General features: G+C 72.7%; 16 protein-coding genes. 11 read left to right on the plus strand and 5 right to left on the minus strand.

The features are described 5' to 3' along the window. Nucleotides 1-60: 60 nt before the first annotated feature. From ACQP2Y_RS06230 to ACQP2Y_RS06240, 3 genes are read left to right on the plus strand one after another with little or no spacing between them, the layout of a single operon-like run. Nucleotides 61-645, plus strand: a complete 585-nt coding sequence (locus ACQP2Y_RS06230) for a hypothetical protein (RefSeq protein WP_433725391.1) — start codon at nucleotides 61-63, stop codon at nucleotides 643-645. Beyond that, a complete protein-coding gene (locus tag ACQP2Y_RS06235; protein WP_433725393.1) occupies nucleotides 642-1,703 on the plus strand; it encodes a hypothetical protein in 1,062 nt (353 codons plus the stop codon). Before ACQP2Y_RS06230 ends, ACQP2Y_RS06235 begins: the two co-directional genes overlap by 4 nt. Continuing rightward, nucleotides 1,700-3,172, plus strand: a complete 1,473-nt coding sequence (locus ACQP2Y_RS06240; protein WP_433725395.1) for a hypothetical protein — start codon at nucleotides 1,700-1,702, stop codon at nucleotides 3,170-3,172. The genes ACQP2Y_RS06235 and ACQP2Y_RS06240 overlap by 4 nt, the downstream gene beginning before the upstream one ends. Here ACQP2Y_RS06240 and ACQP2Y_RS06245 read toward each other — a convergent pair. Next, the gene (locus ACQP2Y_RS06245; protein ID WP_433725397.1) at nucleotides 3,149-4,954 is read right to left on the minus strand and encodes a SpoIIE family protein phosphatase; all 1,806 of its coding nucleotides are present in this window, start codon (nucleotides 4,952-4,954) and stop codon (nucleotides 3,149-3,151) included. The genes ACQP2Y_RS06240 and ACQP2Y_RS06245 overlap by 24 nt on opposite strands. 92 nt (nucleotides 4,955-5,046) lie before the next feature. Then, the gene (locus ACQP2Y_RS06250; protein ID WP_433725399.1) at nucleotides 5,047-5,904 is read right to left on the minus strand and encodes a bifunctional DNA primase/polymerase; all 858 of its coding nucleotides are present in this window, start codon (nucleotides 5,902-5,904) and stop codon (nucleotides 5,047-5,049) included. 98 nt (nucleotides 5,905-6,002) lie between these two features. Here ACQP2Y_RS06250 and ACQP2Y_RS06255 point away from each other — a divergent pair, with 98 nt between their 5' ends. Then, on the plus strand, nucleotides 6,003-6,746 hold the full coding sequence (locus ACQP2Y_RS06255) for a hypothetical protein (protein WP_433725401.1): 744 nt from the start codon (nucleotides 6,003-6,005) through the stop codon (nucleotides 6,744-6,746). Here the strand turns inward: ACQP2Y_RS06255 and ACQP2Y_RS06260 are convergent. Then, on the minus strand, nucleotides 6,743-7,762 hold the full coding sequence (locus ACQP2Y_RS06260; RefSeq protein ID WP_433725403.1) for a beta family protein: 1,020 nt from the start codon (nucleotides 7,760-7,762) through the stop codon (nucleotides 6,743-6,745). The genes ACQP2Y_RS06255 and ACQP2Y_RS06260 overlap by 4 nt on opposite strands. Before the next feature lie 109 nt (nucleotides 7,763-7,871). On the opposite strand from ACQP2Y_RS06260, the gene ACQP2Y_RS06265 reads away from it, so the two are divergent. Beyond that, nucleotides 7,872-9,173 (plus strand): AAA family ATPase, encoded by a 1,302-nt coding sequence (locus ACQP2Y_RS06265; protein WP_433731782.1) that lies wholly within the window; start codon nucleotides 7,872-7,874, stop codon nucleotides 9,171-9,173. On the opposite strand, the gene ACQP2Y_RS06270 is transcribed toward ACQP2Y_RS06265, so the two are convergent. After that, nucleotides 9,170-9,535 carry a nucleotide pyrophosphohydrolase gene (locus ACQP2Y_RS06270; RefSeq protein ID WP_433725405.1) on the minus strand — a complete coding sequence of 122 codons (366 nt, stop codon included), beginning with the start codon at nucleotides 9,533-9,535 and terminating at the stop codon, nucleotides 9,170-9,172. The two genes, ACQP2Y_RS06265 and ACQP2Y_RS06270, sit on opposite strands and share 4 nt — an antisense overlap. A 51-nt stretch (nucleotides 9,536-9,586) precedes the next feature. Between ACQP2Y_RS06270 and ACQP2Y_RS06275 the strand changes: the two genes are divergently transcribed. The 5 genes from ACQP2Y_RS06275 to ACQP2Y_RS06295 all read left to right on the plus strand — a co-directional run bounded on the left by ACQP2Y_RS06275 (nucleotide 9,587) and on the right by ACQP2Y_RS06295 (nucleotide 13,139). After that, nucleotides 9,587-9,946, plus strand: a complete 360-nt coding sequence (locus ACQP2Y_RS06275; protein WP_433725407.1) for a YbaB/EbfC family nucleoid-associated protein — start codon at nucleotides 9,587-9,589, stop codon at nucleotides 9,944-9,946. Beyond that, nucleotides 9,943-10,257: a type VII secretion target gene (locus ACQP2Y_RS06280; RefSeq protein WP_433725409.1), complete on the plus strand. Its 315-nt coding sequence runs from the start codon at nucleotides 9,943-9,945 to the stop codon at nucleotides 10,255-10,257. Before ACQP2Y_RS06275 ends, ACQP2Y_RS06280 begins: the two co-directional genes overlap by 4 nt. Before the next feature lie 169 nt (nucleotides 10,258-10,426). Next, a complete protein-coding gene (locus ACQP2Y_RS06285; protein WP_433725411.1) occupies nucleotides 10,427-10,813 on the plus strand; it encodes a hypothetical protein in 387 nt (128 codons plus the stop codon). Next, the gene (locus tag ACQP2Y_RS06290) at nucleotides 10,810-12,066 is read left to right on the plus strand and encodes a hypothetical protein (protein WP_433725413.1); all 1,257 of its coding nucleotides are present in this window, start codon (nucleotides 10,810-10,812) and stop codon (nucleotides 12,064-12,066) included. The genes ACQP2Y_RS06285 and ACQP2Y_RS06290 overlap by 4 nt, the downstream gene beginning before the upstream one ends. After that, nucleotides 12,063-13,139: a S8 family serine peptidase gene (locus ACQP2Y_RS06295; protein ID WP_433725415.1), complete on the plus strand. Its 1,077-nt coding sequence runs from the start codon at nucleotides 12,063-12,065 to the stop codon at nucleotides 13,137-13,139. The genes ACQP2Y_RS06290 and ACQP2Y_RS06295 overlap by 4 nt, the downstream gene beginning before the upstream one ends. Here ACQP2Y_RS06295 and ACQP2Y_RS06300 read toward each other — a convergent pair. Then, nucleotides 13,099-14,355: a hypothetical protein gene (locus ACQP2Y_RS06300; protein ID WP_433725417.1), complete on the minus strand. Its 1,257-nt coding sequence runs from the start codon at nucleotides 14,353-14,355 to the stop codon at nucleotides 13,099-13,101. The two genes, ACQP2Y_RS06295 and ACQP2Y_RS06300, sit on opposite strands and share 41 nt — an antisense overlap. A 346-nt stretch (nucleotides 14,356-14,701) precedes the next feature. Between ACQP2Y_RS06300 and ACQP2Y_RS06305 the strand changes: the two genes are divergently transcribed. Continuing rightward, on the plus strand, nucleotides 14,702-15,370 hold the full coding sequence (locus ACQP2Y_RS06305) for a hypothetical protein (RefSeq protein ID WP_360819712.1): 669 nt from the start codon (nucleotides 14,702-14,704) through the stop codon (nucleotides 15,368-15,370). Nucleotides 15,371-15,491: the final 121 nt, after the last annotated feature.

Below are 15,491 nucleotides of genomic sequence, written 5' to 3' on the forward strand. Positions count from 1 at the left end.
CCGGGGCGCTGTACGAAGATCTAGAGTCGATCCGCCAGCCCCCCGACGGAAGCGGCCGCCATGACCCGCTTGAGCACGCTGCCGAGCACCCGCGAGCAGGCCCGCCGGGCCCTGCTGCTGATCGGCGCCCCGGCCTCGTCCCGGCTCGTCGTCGACGTGCACGGCGCGCTGTTCGACGGCGACCTGACCGTGACGGCGCTGGTGGCGCTGCTGCGCGACGAGGAACGCGTACGCCCGGCCGGTGACTCGTCCGCGTACCGCATCTGCCCTGCCCTGCAGCCGGACCTGACCGCCGCCCGCGGCCTGCTCACGCTCTCCGCCTGGCCGGTCGAGGGCCGGGTCGCGGCCCCGCCGGCCGACCTGTTCGCGGCGATCGTCCGGATCGCCGAATTCATCGCCATGCGTGAGGTCGCCGGAGCGGCCGCCGCCGCCCTGCTGCGCCGCCTCGCCGACGAGGTCCCCGGCGGCCCGGAGGCGTGGGCGGTGCAGGATCCCGCCGCCCTGGCCGACGCGGCCCGCTCAGCGCTCGCCGCCGTCCCGGTCGCGCCGCTGCCGGCCGAGACCGTGCAGCGCTGGGAAGGCCTCGACGAGCAGCAGCGGTTCTTCGGCCTGCCGCGGATGCCGCAGCAGCGGGGCCGCGCGTGACCGCGGGACTCGACCGGTTGCGCGGAGCCACCCCGCCGAAGCGGCACAACGCCCGGACGATCGCCGCGCTGACCGGCAATCCCGGCTGCACCCGCCGGGCCGTGCTGGACGCCGCCGGGGTCGACAAGCCCCAGCTGGCCCAGCGGATCGGCTTCCCCGGCAGCTTCGGGCAGTCACGGTTCGCGCTGGCCCGGGGCAACGGCTTCGAGGCGATGCTCAAGGCCGACGACTGCGCCCTGCTGCGGGAGGTGCTGGCCGGGTGCCTGGGGCTGGACGCCTCCGGGGCGTACGACGACCTGGGTGAGGACGCCGACGACACGCTCACGGCCCGGCACGGGCGCACCCGCGAGCTGCTCGCCGAGTCGGCCGGTGCCGCCCTCATCGACCACCCGCTGCTCACCCTCGACGTCGCCGGTCAGCGGGTCTTCCTCGAGCCGGACCTGATCGCGTTCCAGGCCGGGGGGCGCCTGCACGTGGTCGAGATCAAGTCGTTCGCGATCGTGGACGGGCAGGCCGACAGCCCCAAGGTCTCCGCCGCGGCCGTGCAGGCGGCGGTCTACGTGCTCGCCCTGCGCCGGCTGCTGGAGGAGCTCGGCCACGATCCGGCCCTGGTCAGCCACGACGTCGTGCTGGTCTGCACCGAGAACTTCTCGCTCCAGCCGGTCGCGGTGGTCCTCGACGTGCGCAAGCAGCTCTCCACCCTCAGGCGCCAGCTGACCCGGCTGGCCTCGGTGTCGTCGCTGGCCGCCGAGCTGCCGGAGTCCGTCAGCTTCGACGTCGCGCTCGCGCCCGCCGACCTGATCACCGCGCTGGGTCACGTCGAGGCCCGTTACGCCCCCGAATGCCTCTCGACCTGCGAGCTGGCGGTCTACTGCCGGCACGAGGCGGCCGGCAGCACGGCGGCGCTGGGCCGCCCGGTCCGCGACGCGCTCGGCGGGGTCGACACGGTGGCCGAGGCCCTCGCGCTGGCCGCGGGCACTGCCACGCCCACCGAGGAGCAGGCCGAGGCCGCGGCGCTGCTCCAGGCCGCTGCCCGCCTGCGGGCCGAGATCCTATGAGTACGCTCACCGCCCTCGCCCGCGCGCAGGCGCTGATCGAGGGCCGGGCCCAGCCCGTCGCCACCGTCCGCCACCTGCACGTCCACTCCCGGCCGCTGGTGCTGATCCCCCTCGCGATGGCCGGTGAGGCGAACGCCCCGCTGGCCGCGATGGCCGGCACCGACCGCTCGGCGCCCCGGCTGCTGGTCGTCGCGCAGCCCCGCAACCGCAGCGACCGCTTCGCCTTCGCCGCCGAGCTGGCCGAGGTCCTCGTGCCCTACGTGGACAGCTTCACCTCCGAGACCGAGGCGGTGGCGGTGGACCGGGGCCGCGACGTGCGGCACAGGTTCACCGACGCGCCACAGCTCTGGGTGCCGAACACTGGCGGCGTCGACTTCCTGCGCCTGTTCGGCCGGTCCACCCGCTTCCGCAGCACCGAGGGGGAGTACGCGGTGCCGCCGTCGGTCCCGCTGCTCGGGCGCTGGCTCACGTTCTTCGCCAACGCCGCCGAGGTGGCCGGGTCGTCGCTGCTGCTCAACGCCGTACAGGCTCTCGGTCTGCACTGGGCGAGCGGGCAGAGCAGCGCGGAGGACGCCCAGCTCGCCGCCCTGCTCGGCTGGATCTCCCCGCCGCCGGGGCGCACCGGCGCCGAGGCCGCGCGGGCGGCCGAGAACCCGGAGCTGTGCCCGCCCGCCGGACCGGCCACCGACCCGGCCTTCGACAACCACGTGCTGGCGCCGCTGCTGTCCACGGCCGACCCGGACGTCGCGGCCCTCACCGAGGTGCTGCGCGCACAGTTGCGGCCGACCTGGGAGCTGATGTGGCGCACCCTCGACCTGCTGCGTGAACTGCCGCCCGGCGCCCGGGTGGCCGGCCGGTGGGACAGCGACCGCGACACCTACTCCGGCTTCGTGCAGCACCTCGCCGAGGGTGGCCCGCCGCAGCCCCGCCGCGACGGCGCGGTGGCCGCCGCGGCCCGCCTGCACCGCCTGGAGAACGCGGCCACCCGGTACGCCGTCCAGCGCGCCTTCGACGACCCGCTGGTGATGGCCGAGTACCGGCTCACCGGCGCGGCGTTCGTCGGCGACGTGACCCTGGCCAAGGCGGACCGGATCGACGACAGCGGCAAGCGCCCGGTGCTGCGCCCGCGGATCATGGTGGTGACCACCGAGACGGTCCGGGTCGAGCCGGGCGCCACCCTGTCCTCGCCGCAGCGGCCCGGCCAGAAGGCGCTGGTGATCTCGGTGACGGCGGTCGACGAGAAGACAGAGGTGCTGCTGGAGCTCTCCGGCGGCATGGGTCGCAAGCTGGTGGCCGAGCCCGGCAGCGTGCCCGAGGTGGGCGAGCGGTTGCTGCTGACGACGCTGAGCGAGGCGTACCGGCCGGGCGGCGCCTTCCCGGAGCCGGATCAGACCCCCTGGACCCACGGCGGCCCGCCCGTCGCTTATGAGCCGCCCGAAGCCGGCTCAGAGCAGGCGGATCAGCAGTAGGGCGATGTCGTCGGCGCGGCGGCTCGCCGCCTCGATGAGCCGCTCGCACAGCTCGTCCCCGGGCCGGCCCGGGTTGTCCCGCAGCGCCTGCTCGACCAGGGCGATGCCGTCGTCGAGCAGCCGGCCCGGCGTCTCCACCAGCCCGTCTGTATATAGCACCAGCGTGGAGCCGGGCGGAACCGTGCGGACGTGGGTGGCGCGGTCGTTGCGGGAGACCAGCCCCAGCAGCGGCTCCGGTGTCGTCCACCAGGTCTCGACCGTGCCGTCCGGGAGTAGCAGCAGCGGCGGCGGGTGACCCGCGTTGGAGTACGACAGCGTGTACCGGTCGGCCTCGCGGCGCAGCCGGGCCAGCACGACGGTGGCGGCGGCCGGGACCCGCAGCCCGCGCAGCGCCTTGTCGAGCTGGCTGAGCAGCGGGCCCGCCTCGTCGTCGCGGCCGAACGCGTCCCCGCGGACCAGATTGCGCAGCTGACCCATGGTCGCGGCGGCCTCGATGTCGTGGCCGGAGACGTCACCGACCGCCAGCATCACCGAGCCGTCCGGCTGGGCGAACGCGTCGTACCAGTCGCCGCCGACCGCCGCGCCGTCCTGGGCCGGCAGGTAGCGGGCGTGCAGCTCGATGCCGTCGATCGTGGGCAGCTCAGTGAGCATGCTCTGCTGCAGCACCTCGGCGACGTGCCGCTGCTGGCGGTAGAGCCGGCTGTTGTCGATGGCCAGCCCGGCCCGGCGGCCGATGTCCGTCCCGGTGCGCTCGTCGGCGTCGCTGAACGCCGGCCGGGACAGCCCGTTGACCAGCGTGATCGTGCCCAGGACCCGGTGGCTCACCGGCGCGGTGATCGGCACGACCAGGAACGACGCGTAGCCCAGCCGCTCCGCGATGGTCGCCAGCTCGGTGTCGATGGTGCGTTCCAGGATGTTCGCCGCGCTCTCGCCGTCGCGGCGGATCGGCCGGCCGGTGCCCTGGACCGCGAGCACGATGGACTTGGCGTTGAGACCGGTGGCCATCAGCTCGGCGAAGCGGGCCACGTCTTCGGCGCGCTCCGGGTCGCGGTGAGCAGTGGAGACCTGCCGGGGCATGCCGTCCGGGCCGATCAGCGAGATCAGGCACCAGTCGGCCAGCCGCGGGGTCAGCGCCCGGCCCAGCGAGCCCAGCGCCTCGTCGATATCGGTGGTCGCGGCCAGGGTCTCGGTCAGCTCGGCCAGCATCGCGAGCTGGTCGTGCGCGTTCTCGGCGTGCCGGCGGGCCTCCTCGGCGAGCTCCCGGGAGATGCGCAGCCGCAACTCCGAGGAGCAGGCCTCGGACAGGTCGCGCAGGGTCGCCAGCTCCGCCTTGGTCCAGGCCCGCGGCTTGGTGTCGATCGCGCAGAGCGAGCCCAGGGTGCGGCCGTCCGCGTCGGTCAGCGGCATGCCCGCGTAAGCCACCACGCCCAGCTCGGGGATGGCCAGGTTGTCGCGGACCTGCGCGTAGATCCGCGCGTCCGGGAACACCTTGGCCTCGCCCTCGATGACCACGTGCTGGCAGAACGAGTGGGACAGCGGGGTCTCCCGCTTGGTGAGCCACGGCTCGGCCAGACCGACCTGGCCGGGAAAGAACTGGCGCTGGTCGTCGACCAGCGAGACCAGCGCCACCGGCACGTCGAGCAGCCGCTTGACCAGGCTCGCGAAGCGGTCGAAGGCCTCGTCCGGCTCGGCACCGACACAGACGCGCTGCAACGAACGCAGGCGCGCGGGATCGGCCAGACTGCCCGCGTGTGCCGCGGCAGCCTCGACGTCCTCGGCCATGCGCCCTCCAACCGTCGCCCCCCGGCGGTGGCCCGACAAGCCAGGTTACCCGGCACCGGCCGGGTTACCAGGGTGGCGCTGTCGCCGCCTGATCACGCCACGTTGCGCCGTCCCGGGTCGAGCGGCTGACGCCGGCCGGCGGTCAGACCCGAGCGGATCGTGCGGATCGTCTCCGTCCGGCCGAGCCCGGCCCAGCGGGCCGCCGCCGACAGCTCCTCGGTCACCAGCGCGGGCTCCAGCAGACCCGCCCCGACCAGCCGGCCCAGCGCGAACGCGGCCCGGTTGAGGGTGTCGTTACGGGTGCCCACCGGCGCGCGGGCCACCCGGTCGGCCTCGGCGGCCAGGGCCACGGACGCGTAACGATCCGGGTGGGCGATCCGCTCCGGGCCGGTGCCACTGCGCCGGGACGGTGGCTCCGGGCCGGCGATGAGCTCACGCAGGGCGGGCGGGGCCTCGGGTGGTTCCGCGCCCGGGCCCGTTGTCCAGTAGTAGGTGGTGCGGTCGGCGTGCCGGGACGGGGGTGCGACCACGTACCCGCCCGCGCCGCGCCAGTCGACGCCCGGCAGCAGGTTGACGCGGTTGCCGTACCCCAGCGGGCGGAACCAGAAGTGCCAGCCGCCGCCGCCCGTGCGGACCTGGGGACCCACCGGCATCGCGTCGCCGAGCAGGTGGCGCAGGCCGTGCCAGCCGCCCGGGGAGTCGACGTCGGCGACGTCCATCACGATGCCGGTGCGCAAACCTATGTTCGCCGCCGGCCAGCGCGCCCACCACATCTCGATCCGGCGCGGGTCGACGCTGGCGTCGGTCAGGCCGTGACGCAGCCGCGGATGCTTGCCGGGCCGCTCGCAACCGGGCCGCTCGCAGGAGCAGGAGCCGTCGGCCGCAGGCGAGTGCACCGGCAGGACGGGAATCCCGTGCCGGGCGTACGCGAGAGCGGCATCGAGCAGCATTGGCACAAGTGTACGAAGAAAGCCGGGACTGCGGCAGCCAACGACGGCCTCTATGCTGCGCTCGCACCACTCACCACCGTTCGAGGAGATCCACCGCCGTGACGAAGGAGCCGCACGCCGAGCCCGCGCCTGCGGAGATGTCGCCGGTCGAGCAGCCGCCCCCACCGGCCGACGACACCGTGCCGGCGCGGATGAAGCCGGTCGTGATCGGGCGCCCGCGCACCCGCGGGACGCTCTCCCGCCGGCTCGTCACCGCCTACTTCGCGGTCGGTCTGGTCCTGCTGCTCGCGGGCACCGCCGCCGTGGTCTACCTGGCGGCCGGCATCTACGACCGGGCCGCGACCGAGCTCAACGCGGCGTCGCCGGCCCCGCGCGCCTCCGGGCGGGTGACCGCGCCCGGGCTGATCGAGCCGTCCGGGCCACTGCTGGAACGCATCGGGCCGCAGCGGCTGGCCAACGGCGAGAAGTTCGTCGTCGAGGGCGAGCGCGGGGTGCGGTTCGAGGTCACCGTGCGCACCGGCAAGTTCCGCAGGACCGGCTGCGACTCGTTCGCCCGCAAGCCGGAGAACGGCGGCTACCTGCCCACCGAGCTGCGGGTGAAGGTGCTGGCCGGCGAGCCGGACGTGACCGACTACGCGTTCCGCTTCCAGCAGCGCGACGGCACCTGGCTGAATTCGGCGTACGGCAGCAACTGCGACAAGAACTACGGCGCGTTCGTCCGCCGGCTCGTCGCGGGCCGCACCTACAAGACGACCATCGTCTTCGACGTGCCCAACACCAAGGGCGACATCGTCTTCGTCTGGCCGACCATCGACGTCATCGCCACCTGGCACCTCGGCTAGGTCTGGGCGCTCTCCTGGGGGAGGGCCCGCAGGACGTGGGCGATGTGGTGGGACGTGCTCCAGGCGATCCAGTTGGCCGAGCTGCCGCCGCCGCGCGCACTGCGGGCCTGCCGGGCGATCTGCGCGTCACCCCACGAGAAGCGGGCGCCCGCGGCCGGCCACTGGGCCGAGCCGACCAGGGTCCGGCACAGGTCGTGGCAGCGGTCGTCGCTGCGGGCGCCGCGCCGGGCCCACCGGTAGATCCACCAGTCGCGGTCGGCGGTGTAGCGCAGGGTGGGCAGCTGGCGGTGGTTGATGCCCAGACGCCGTACCGGTGAGGTCACGCCGTAGTCGGCATAGCCCACGCCGGGCGCCGACAGCCGCGCCCACACCTGGGCGTCCAGGCGCCCGACCGGGACGGCCTCGTCGGTGGGCAGGTCGTCCAGGTTCGGCGGCATCGCGCCGGCGGCGACGGTGACCGAGCGCCACGGCGACGAGCGCGACCAGCGCAGGACGTGCCGGGCCCGCTCCTCGAACCTGTTCGCGTGCGCCGCGCAGGCGGTCTCGGCCAGGTCGATGACCAGGTCGACCCGCTCGGCCTCGAGGCCGGCCCCGGCGAGCAGCCGGTCGGTGGTCTCGGTCGCGGTGGCCGGATTGCGCGCGTCGCGGTGCGGCTGCAGCCGCAGCACGGCCCGCCCGAGGTGCATGCGAGCGGCCAGGCCGTGCTCCACCAGCCGGCGACGGCTGTCGTACGCCCGCAGCACCGGCAACATGGCCACACCGACCTCGGCCAGTTCCTCGGCGAGCTCCAGCGGCGGTGAATCGAGCGGGTCCTCGGGCTCGTCGACCGCGCTCAGGTCGACGGCGATGGCGCCGGTCCGGGGTGGCATCTGCCGGACGAGCTGGGGCAGGCGGTCGCCGGGGGAGAGCTCGATGATCGGCATGACCCGGCCGGCGGTGGCGGCGTCCAGGTGGTGCAGGGCGGCGAGTTCACCGCGCCGGGGCCGCAGGATCGGACGGTATACCCCATCGGTCATTCACTCAAAGTAGCGTCAGATATCCGACGGGTGACAATGTGGAGGCTTTTCCTCACCCCAGGTGAAGATCCCGGGTGGCGACGTCACGGGATACGGTGCCTCGGTGACCATGTCCCTGGACTCCCCGGCCGCGGCGGCCGCCGACGTCGTCGACGCGGTGCTGCGGGACCTCGCGACCTCCGAGCAGCGCGGCGTGGTGGTCGACTCACCGCCCGGCGCGGGCAAGAGCACCCTGGTGGTACGCGCGGCCGGCGTCCTCGCCGCGACCGGCACCTCCCTGATGATCGTGGCGCAGACCAACGAACAGGTGGACGACCTGATCGAGCGCCTCGGCGTGAAACACCCGGCGCTGGGGGTGGGCCGGCTGTCCGCGGTGGACTACACGGCCTCGGAACGCGTCCGCAACCACCCGTCGTGCCGCGTCGGCGCGAAGGTCCCGGACCTGGGCGGCCCGTCGGTGACGATCGGCACGGCGGCGAAATGGGCCACGGTCACCGAGGGCACCTGGCCCTGGGCGATCGTCGACGAGGCGTACCAGATGCGCTCGGACGCCCTGCTGCGCGTGGCCCCCCGCTTCGAACGCGCCCTGTTCGTCGGCGACCCCGGCCAGCTCGACCCGTTCTCGACGGTGGAGGTCGACCGCTGGACGGGCCTGAGCTGGGACCCGATGCAGAGCGCGGTGGCTGTGCTGCTGCGCCACAACCCGACGCTGCCGGTCCATCGCCTGCCGGTGTCGTGGCGCCTGCCGGCCTCGGCGGCGCCGGTGGTCGCGGCCGCGTTCTACCCGTTCACCGGCTTCCGCTCGGGCACCGGTCCCGAAGACCGCCGGCTGACGTTCACCGAACCGGCGTCGACCGACGTGGACCGGGTCCTCGACGTGGCGGCGGCCACCGGCTGGGGCCTGCACGAACTCCCGGCCCGCTTCACGGTCCGCACGGACGCCGAGGCAGCGGCAGCGTGCGCCCTGATCGCGGCCCGGGCGCTGGCCCGCGGCGCGCTGGCCGTGTCGGAGACCGGCGAGACCCCGCTGACGGCGGACCGCATCGCGATCGGCGCGGCCCACCGCGATCAGGTGGCGGCGATCAGGTCGTTCCTGCCGGCCCACGCACGGGAGATCACGGTGGACACGGCCAACCGGCTGCAAGGTCGCGAGTACGACCTGACGGTGGTCCTGCACCCGCTGTCGGGCCGCCGCGACGCGACCGCGTTCCACCTGGAGTCGGGGCGGCTGTGCGTGCTGACCTCGCGGCACCGGCATGCGTGCGTGGTGGTGGCTAGGGCGGGAATCGCGGAGCTGCTGGACGCCCACCCGTCGACGGAACCGGTCCATCTCGGCGTACCGGTGAAGTTCCCGGACGGGTGGGAGGCGAACCAGTCGATGCTGGCCCACCTGGCCGGCCTGGCTCTTTAGCTGATTTCGTCGCGTGCCTTTGCTGCGGAGCCGCGGGCCTGGTCGACCGGGTAGCGGCGGGCCGAATCGGCGAGCTTGTCCAGGGCGGCGGCGACCAGGTCGATGCCCAGCACGTCGGCGAGCCGGACGAGGTAGATGGTGACGTCGCCGAGCTCGGCCCGTACCCGTGGACCCAGCTCCGGATCCGCCATGACGGCGGCGGACTGATCGGCCGTGAGCCACTGGAACTCGGCGACCAGCTCGCCGACCTCCCCGGTCAAAGCCATGGCAAGGTTCTTGGGAGTGTGGAACTGCTGCCAGTCCCGCTCGTCCGCGAAGGCCCGGACGCGGGCGGTCAGCTCCTGGATCGACGACGTGGTCACCGGCCGAGACTAGAACGCCTTTCTGTCGCACCCCGGCACTACGGTGGATCCATGTTCGAGGGACCGGACCTGGACGCGGCCGAGCGCCGCGTCGACGACTGGCAAGCCGGATTCGAGCAGCGGGCGGCGCAGGCCCGCGAGCTCGCCGCCCGGCTCGCCCAGCTCAGCGGCGCGGCCCGCAGCGACGACGGCCTGGTCACGGTGACCGTCGGGGCCGGCGGGGCGCTGACCGGCCTGGAGCTGGATGAGGGTATCCGCCGGCAACCGGCGACGGAAACAGCCCGGCAGATAGTGGCGACCCTGGCCGCGGCGCAGGCTGATCTGACGGCGAAGGCGACGGTGATCACCGACGAGACCGTCGGCGCCGACTCGGAGACGGGCAAGGCCGTGATTGCCTCGCTGACGCGATGACAGACCAATTCGAGGTACGCCCGCAGGAACTGGTGACCCACGCCGGCCACGTGGAGGCGATCGCCGGCCGGGTGACGACGGCAGCGGAGGCGGGGGCGGCAGTCCGGCCGGGCTTCGACGCGTACGGGAAGTTGTGCGTGATGGTCCCGGTGATGCTGGGTGCCCTGCAGGACGTGGTGGTCGACGGCATCGGGGCGGCGGCGGAGGCGCTGGAGGACACGGGCGCGCGCCTTCGGGCGACGGCGGAGTCATACGCGGCCATCGACGAGAGCCGCCGGCAGAGACTGCTGGACATCCAGGACGGCATGTGACCGAGCTGATCAGTTCCGTCCGTGTCCGCCGGACCAGGAGAAGTGAACCGGTTCGGGTCCGGGGGACGTGTTGCTGGCGGATGGGGGATGTGAGCGCGGGCTGACGGACGTCGGCCGGTGTCGATATTTCTCTGCGGGGTCCGCGCCCGGGACGACACGGGAGGCAGCGATGAGCGACAGCTCGATACACCTGGAAACGGGCGGCCTTGTCGAGTTCGCCGGTGACGTGCGGTTCTATGCCGAGAAAGTCGACCCGGTCGACGTGGCGCGGTCCCGGCAGTCGTTCTCCGCGGGCATCACCTTCGGCACCACCAATGCCAGCGAGGCCGTGTTGCGGGCCAAGGAGAGTTACGCCGAGGCGCTGGCCCACTCGCTGACCAATCTGACCCGCTTCGTCGAGGCCGCGCGGATCCTCGCTGATGCTGCCGAACAGGCGGCCCAGGACTTCCGGGCCGTTGACGATCAGTCGGAGCGGAGCATCAGCAACATCAAAGACATGTTGACCGCGGCGACGGATCAGACGCGGGCCGCGCGGTCCGGTGTGGAAGCGCCATGAGCGACGGGACCTTCCGGCCGAGTGGCGTGACAGCCTGGTCGTCCTACAACACGCCGCGGATCTGGGCGATGGTGGAGCGCGAGGACGATCCCGAGTCGTGGCGGCAGGTCGCCGCCCTGGGTTCGATGGCCGGGCTGCTGAAGGATCAACGTTCGCGGCTCGAGGCCGCCAAGCAGAAGCTGATCGACGCCTGGCCACCGGAGCGGAACAAGGCCGCCCGTGCGTTCGTCGACGAGATGGATGGGCTGCTGTTCACCATGCAGGCGAACAAGGACATCGCCGATTCCAACGCCGGCGCGCTGGGCCAGATTCTTGAGGCGTTGCGGCAGGCGAAGGAGAAGATCGCGCCGCTCTACCAGTCTTATCTCGACAAGAGTGACGACTGGGTGCCCGGCTGGTGGGACCATGCCGAGGAAGAGCTCGACGAGCAGGCCCGCCAGCACATGCGCGAGGCCGAGGAGTGGGTGGCGCATCCGGGCAACGCCATCACCGCGCCGGCGATCTACGAGTTCCAGCCCGACGAGACCCGCACCCGGCCGGACGACGAATCAGGTGGTGACCGGCCGGCAGTCGGGGCCGGCGCTGCGGACAGCATCGCGGTTCCGCACGATCCACCGCCTCCCGTGCCTGGCCAGGAGTCGGCCGGCCCTACCGCGCCGGGTACCACGCTCCCGGCCGGGCCCTCGCTGGCGGAGGCGATCACTCCAGCGCCGGCCAATCCGGCGCCGAGCGTGGTGGCGCCGGCTACCGCTGCAGCCGGGGGTTCGCAGCTGCCGGGACTCGTCATCGGTGGCGGAGCGAGCCAAGGCCTGACCGGCACCCCGCTCGGCGGTGGTGGGGCAGGCCGGGGTCTGACGGGCACCCCGCTCGGCGGTGGTGGAGCAGGCCGGGGCCCCACCGGCACCCCGCTAGGCGGCGCAGCGCAGCGAGGACTGCCGCCGGGTGCGGTCATCGGCAACGGCGTGCCCGGCCGGGGTCCGACCGGCCCGGCCGGACCGGTCAAGCCGACGCCACCCTCCTGGCTACCACCGGCATCAGGGCAGGCCCCGCGAGCCGGCACGGGTGCAGCGGGGTCATCTGCCCTGCCGATGAGCGGAAGTCACCATCCGGACGCCGACGATCGGGATACGGAGATCACCTTGGACGTGGACAGCCGATGGGTGACCTCGCAGGGCGTCGCTCCGGTCATCGAGCCGTCCCGCAAGACGTACCGTCACGATCCGGGCCCCGGAGTCATCGGGTGGCACGGGTGAAGCGGGCCGTGATGCTTCGGGGCGTCGCCACGGTTGTCGCGGCGGCCCTGGTGATGCCCGTGCTCGGCGGCGCGCCGGCCCGGGCCGACCAGCGCCGGAACGCGCAGTGGTATCTGAAGCGGCTAGACATCGCGGCTGCTCACCAGGTCTCCGAAGGGGCCGGCGTCACTGTTGCCGTCATCGACACGGGCGTCCAGGCCGATCGGCCCGACCTCAAGGGCGCCGTGCTGCCCGGCTCCGACGTGACGGCTTCCGGCGACGGACGTCAGGACGAGCTGGGACACGGTACGGCCATGGCGGGCATCATCGCCGCCCGAGGCCACGGCACCGGTCGTGGCCTGCTCGGCATCGCACCGCGCGCCCGGGTTCTGCCGGTCAGGCCCGCGAGCGGCCCGCTCGTCGTAGCGAAAGCGATCGAGTGGGCGGTGGACCACGACGCCAGAGTGATCAACATGTCCTTCGCCGTCGGGGGCGGTGATGATCTGGCCGCAGCCGTCGCCGCCGCTGCCAGATCCGACGTGGTGCTGGTGGCGGCCACGGGCAACGACGGCGAAGAGGGCATCGACGGCGACTATCCCGCGGCCTATCCGGAGGTTCTCGCGGTCGGGGCCAGCGGACGCAAAGGGGAGGCGACGAAGTTCTCGCACCGGGGGCCGCAACTGGACCTGGTGGCGCCGGGCGTCGACATCCCTGTGATCGGCGGCAAGCTGGACCGCGAGTACCGGGTGGTCGAGGGAACCAGCGCTTCCACGGCGATCGTGTCCGGCGCGGCTGCTCTGATCAGGTCGAAGTATCCGAAGCTGTCAGCCGCCGACGTCGTATCCGTTCTCGAGTCGACGGCCACGGACAAGGGAGCGCCCGGGCGGGATGACACCTACGGGAACGGGGAGCTGAATCTGGTCGCCGCGCTGAAGGCTGCTGCTCGGCCTTCGCGGCCGGCGCCGGCGACATCGGCCGCTGTCATCGCCGGTACGGGTGACGACGACGACCTGCCCGTCCTGGCGATCGGCATCCTCGTGCTCACCGGTGCCGTCATCGCGCTGGTTGTCGGGGTTCGGCGGCGTCGGGCCTGAGCCACGACAAGATCTTCGGCTGGCAGGCGTTCTGCACCTGCTCCCACTGCATCCCCAGCGCCCCCTCGGCCGCCTCCGCCGGCGGTTCGCCTCGGCGGGCCACCTCCGTGAAGAACGTCAGCATCTTCGGTTCGCCGTACGTTTCGGCCAGGCAGCGCATCGCCAGGAAGCCCATCGCGTAGTAGCCGAACCTCTCCGTCGGTTCCGTCGACCACTCCAGATCCAGCCGGCCGTTCCAGCCCGACTCCTCCACATGCCGGCGCGCGTCCGCCACCAGTTCGTACGACTGCACCGGCGCGCCCGCGTACGCGATGTATTCGGCCAGGCCCTCGATGGCCCATTCGTCCTGGTTGTCCAGGGTGCCGAGCAGGGTTGCGATGTGGCCGAACTCGTGGCGGAGCAGACGTTCATCGGTCGGGTCCGCGTCCAGCGCCGTCGCGTCGATGATCGCGAAGGCCGTCTGCTCGCTGGTCCGGTCCACGAAGGCCGCCGCCTCGCGGTCCTCGCCCAGTGACTCGCGCCAGTGCTTCTCGTCCGCCAGGAAGACCACGTATGTGCCCGGCCGGGTCAGGGCGTACCGGTCCGCCACCTGCGCCGCGCGTTCCGCCGCCGCCAGCCAGGCCTCTGGGTTCGTACCGGTCAGACCCTTCGCGGCCGCCACCACCACCCGCCGGCCCGGGGCGAAGCTCAGCGTCCCGTGTTTCCACGGCACCGAGCCGTCCGTCCCGGTCTGGTCGAAGGCCGTCAGGACGGCCCGGTCACCGGTCACCAGCCATTCGGTACGGGCCGAGATGACGTCACCCGCCGGCACGTACGTCTCGGGCGTCCGCGGGCACGCCGGCGCCGAGAAGCACACCCGGATCTGGATGTCCGCCGTCCACCGCGGTCCCGTCCGCACGTTGCGCGTACGGGGCAGCCAGCCCGACACGCGCAGCCCGCGCAGGTTCGCGTACAGGCGGGTCAGGTCGCCGGACAGTGCCGGGTCGACGCCGCTCAGCCACCCGCTTCGGTCCCCGCGCAGCAGAGCGGCGCCCTGCCGGTCGAGGGTTGCGCGGATCGCCCGCTCGACCTGCTGCACCCGGCCGGCGGTGACCCGGCTGCGCGCCACGCTGAAGGCGAAGACGCCGCCGCACACCAACGCCAGCACGCCGAACAGGGCCAGCCAGCGGTCCGCCCGCCGGGGCGGCGGCGCTGTGGTGCCGGCCGGGTCGATCACAGCCGGGGACGTTACCGGCTCCGCGAGCCGCCGACGAGCCTTGATCACTGTCCGTTGATGTTCGCTAGCTGGTCATCGGCTCGAAATATGGGAGGAGTTCACTGTCGGATAGAGGACTGATTCGCGAGCCGGCATGCAACTTGCACAGCGGTTCGCCATGCAAGTTGCATGTTTCGCGAGTCGCGGACCTGCTGCTCCAATGTCGCCGCAACGGTTTGACCGTCCTGCCGGTTTTCATTCATGGATGTTTTTGAGATCGGCGATGATTGGTCTTCCAGTCGATCTCCGTGAGTGGAACTGTTCTACCCAGACGTAGCGCCAGCGACACGGACGGTGGTGGTACCGCATGCGCCCAGACGTTCTCGTCGGTCCCAGTGAGTGGGTGGTCGAGCAGTTCGGCGACAAGGTTGCCGCAGAGCTCTGGACCCGAGTTCCCGAAGCTTTGAGCACGGCGATCGACCGCGAGGTCCATGCTCATCCCGCTATGACGACGACCACGGAACGAGTGCTCACCAACCCTCGGTGGCCCCTGCCGTACGAGGAGTTGGTCCTTTTTCTCGGCACCCTGCCGGGAGCCGAGATCATCAGCGTCCCCCGGTCCGTCTACCAGCTCGTGGTCATCAACGGCCACGTGGTGGTGCCCTGGTGCTACGGCCAGTCGGCGCGGATGTCCATGGCGGATGCCGAGGTCGGCCGCTCCTTCGGCCGGCTGGCCCGCGAGTTGCTGCGCCGGTTCGGGCCGCCGTGGCGCCGCTCGCAGGCCGAGGCGCCGCTGCCGCTCGACGCGGTCGACGAACGCGAGGTGTCGAAGATCTGCGCGGCGATCGCGCAGCTCGATCCGACACCCGAGGTGGTCATCGCCGGCTACGCCGGTGCGCCGAACCTCGGCCTGCTGCGGGCCTGCCTGGGTGAGATCAAGTCGACCGACAACGGCTCGCTCAACTGGAGCCACCTGGCCGACCTGCCGCTGCCGCCCCCGGTGATCCCGCGGCCGCGCCGCATGCAGTTCCCCTAGAGCACGTCCCCCTCCGTCCGCCGCCCGGCAGAAAGCCGCAGGCGGCGGACGTCTGTGTCAGCTGCCCGAGCAGCCGCAACACAGCGATAACGTGGCGGGAATAGGGTCAGGGCCACATCCT

The sequence above is a fragment of the Actinoplanes sp. CA-051413 genome (genome assembly GCF_050955795.1).
Classification (GTDB): Bacteria; Actinomycetota; Actinomycetes; order Mycobacteriales; family Micromonosporaceae; genus Actinoplanes.

Excerpts from the sequence above, each read along its gene's own strand:
- ACQP2Y_RS06230 (WP_433725391.1), top strand. The coding sequence starts at position 61 with ATGACCCGCTTGAGCACGCTGCCGAGCACCCGCGAGCAGGCCCGCCGG.
- ACQP2Y_RS06240 (WP_433725395.1), top strand. The coding sequence starts at position 1,700 with ATGAGTACGCTCACCGCCCTCGCCCGCGCGCAGGCGCTGATCGAGGGC.
- ACQP2Y_RS06245 (WP_433725397.1), bottom strand. The coding sequence starts at position 4,954 with ATGGCCGAGGACGTCGAGGCTGCCGCGGCACACGCGGGCAGTCTGGCC.
- ACQP2Y_RS06250 (WP_433725399.1), bottom strand. The coding sequence starts at position 5,904 with ATGCTGCTCGATGCCGCTCTCGCGTACGCCCGGCACGGGATTCCCGTC.
- ACQP2Y_RS06260 (WP_433725403.1), bottom strand. The coding sequence starts at position 7,762 with ATGACCGATGGGGTATACCGTCCGATCCTGCGGCCCCGGCGCGGTGAA.
- ACQP2Y_RS06265 (WP_433731782.1), top strand. The coding sequence starts at position 7,872 with ATGTCCCTGGACTCCCCGGCCGCGGCGGCCGCCGACGTCGTCGACGCG.
- ACQP2Y_RS06275 (WP_433725407.1), top strand. The coding sequence starts at position 9,587 with ATGTTCGAGGGACCGGACCTGGACGCGGCCGAGCGCCGCGTCGACGAC.
- ACQP2Y_RS06280 (WP_433725409.1), top strand. The coding sequence starts at position 9,943 with ATGACAGACCAATTCGAGGTACGCCCGCAGGAACTGGTGACCCACGCC.
- ACQP2Y_RS06285 (WP_433725411.1), top strand. The coding sequence starts at position 10,427 with ATGAGCGACAGCTCGATACACCTGGAAACGGGCGGCCTTGTCGAGTTC.
- ACQP2Y_RS06290 (WP_433725413.1), top strand. The coding sequence starts at position 10,810 with ATGAGCGACGGGACCTTCCGGCCGAGTGGCGTGACAGCCTGGTCGTCC.
- ACQP2Y_RS06305 (WP_360819712.1), top strand. The coding sequence starts at position 14,702 with ATGCGCCCAGACGTTCTCGTCGGTCCCAGTGAGTGGGTGGTCGAGCAG.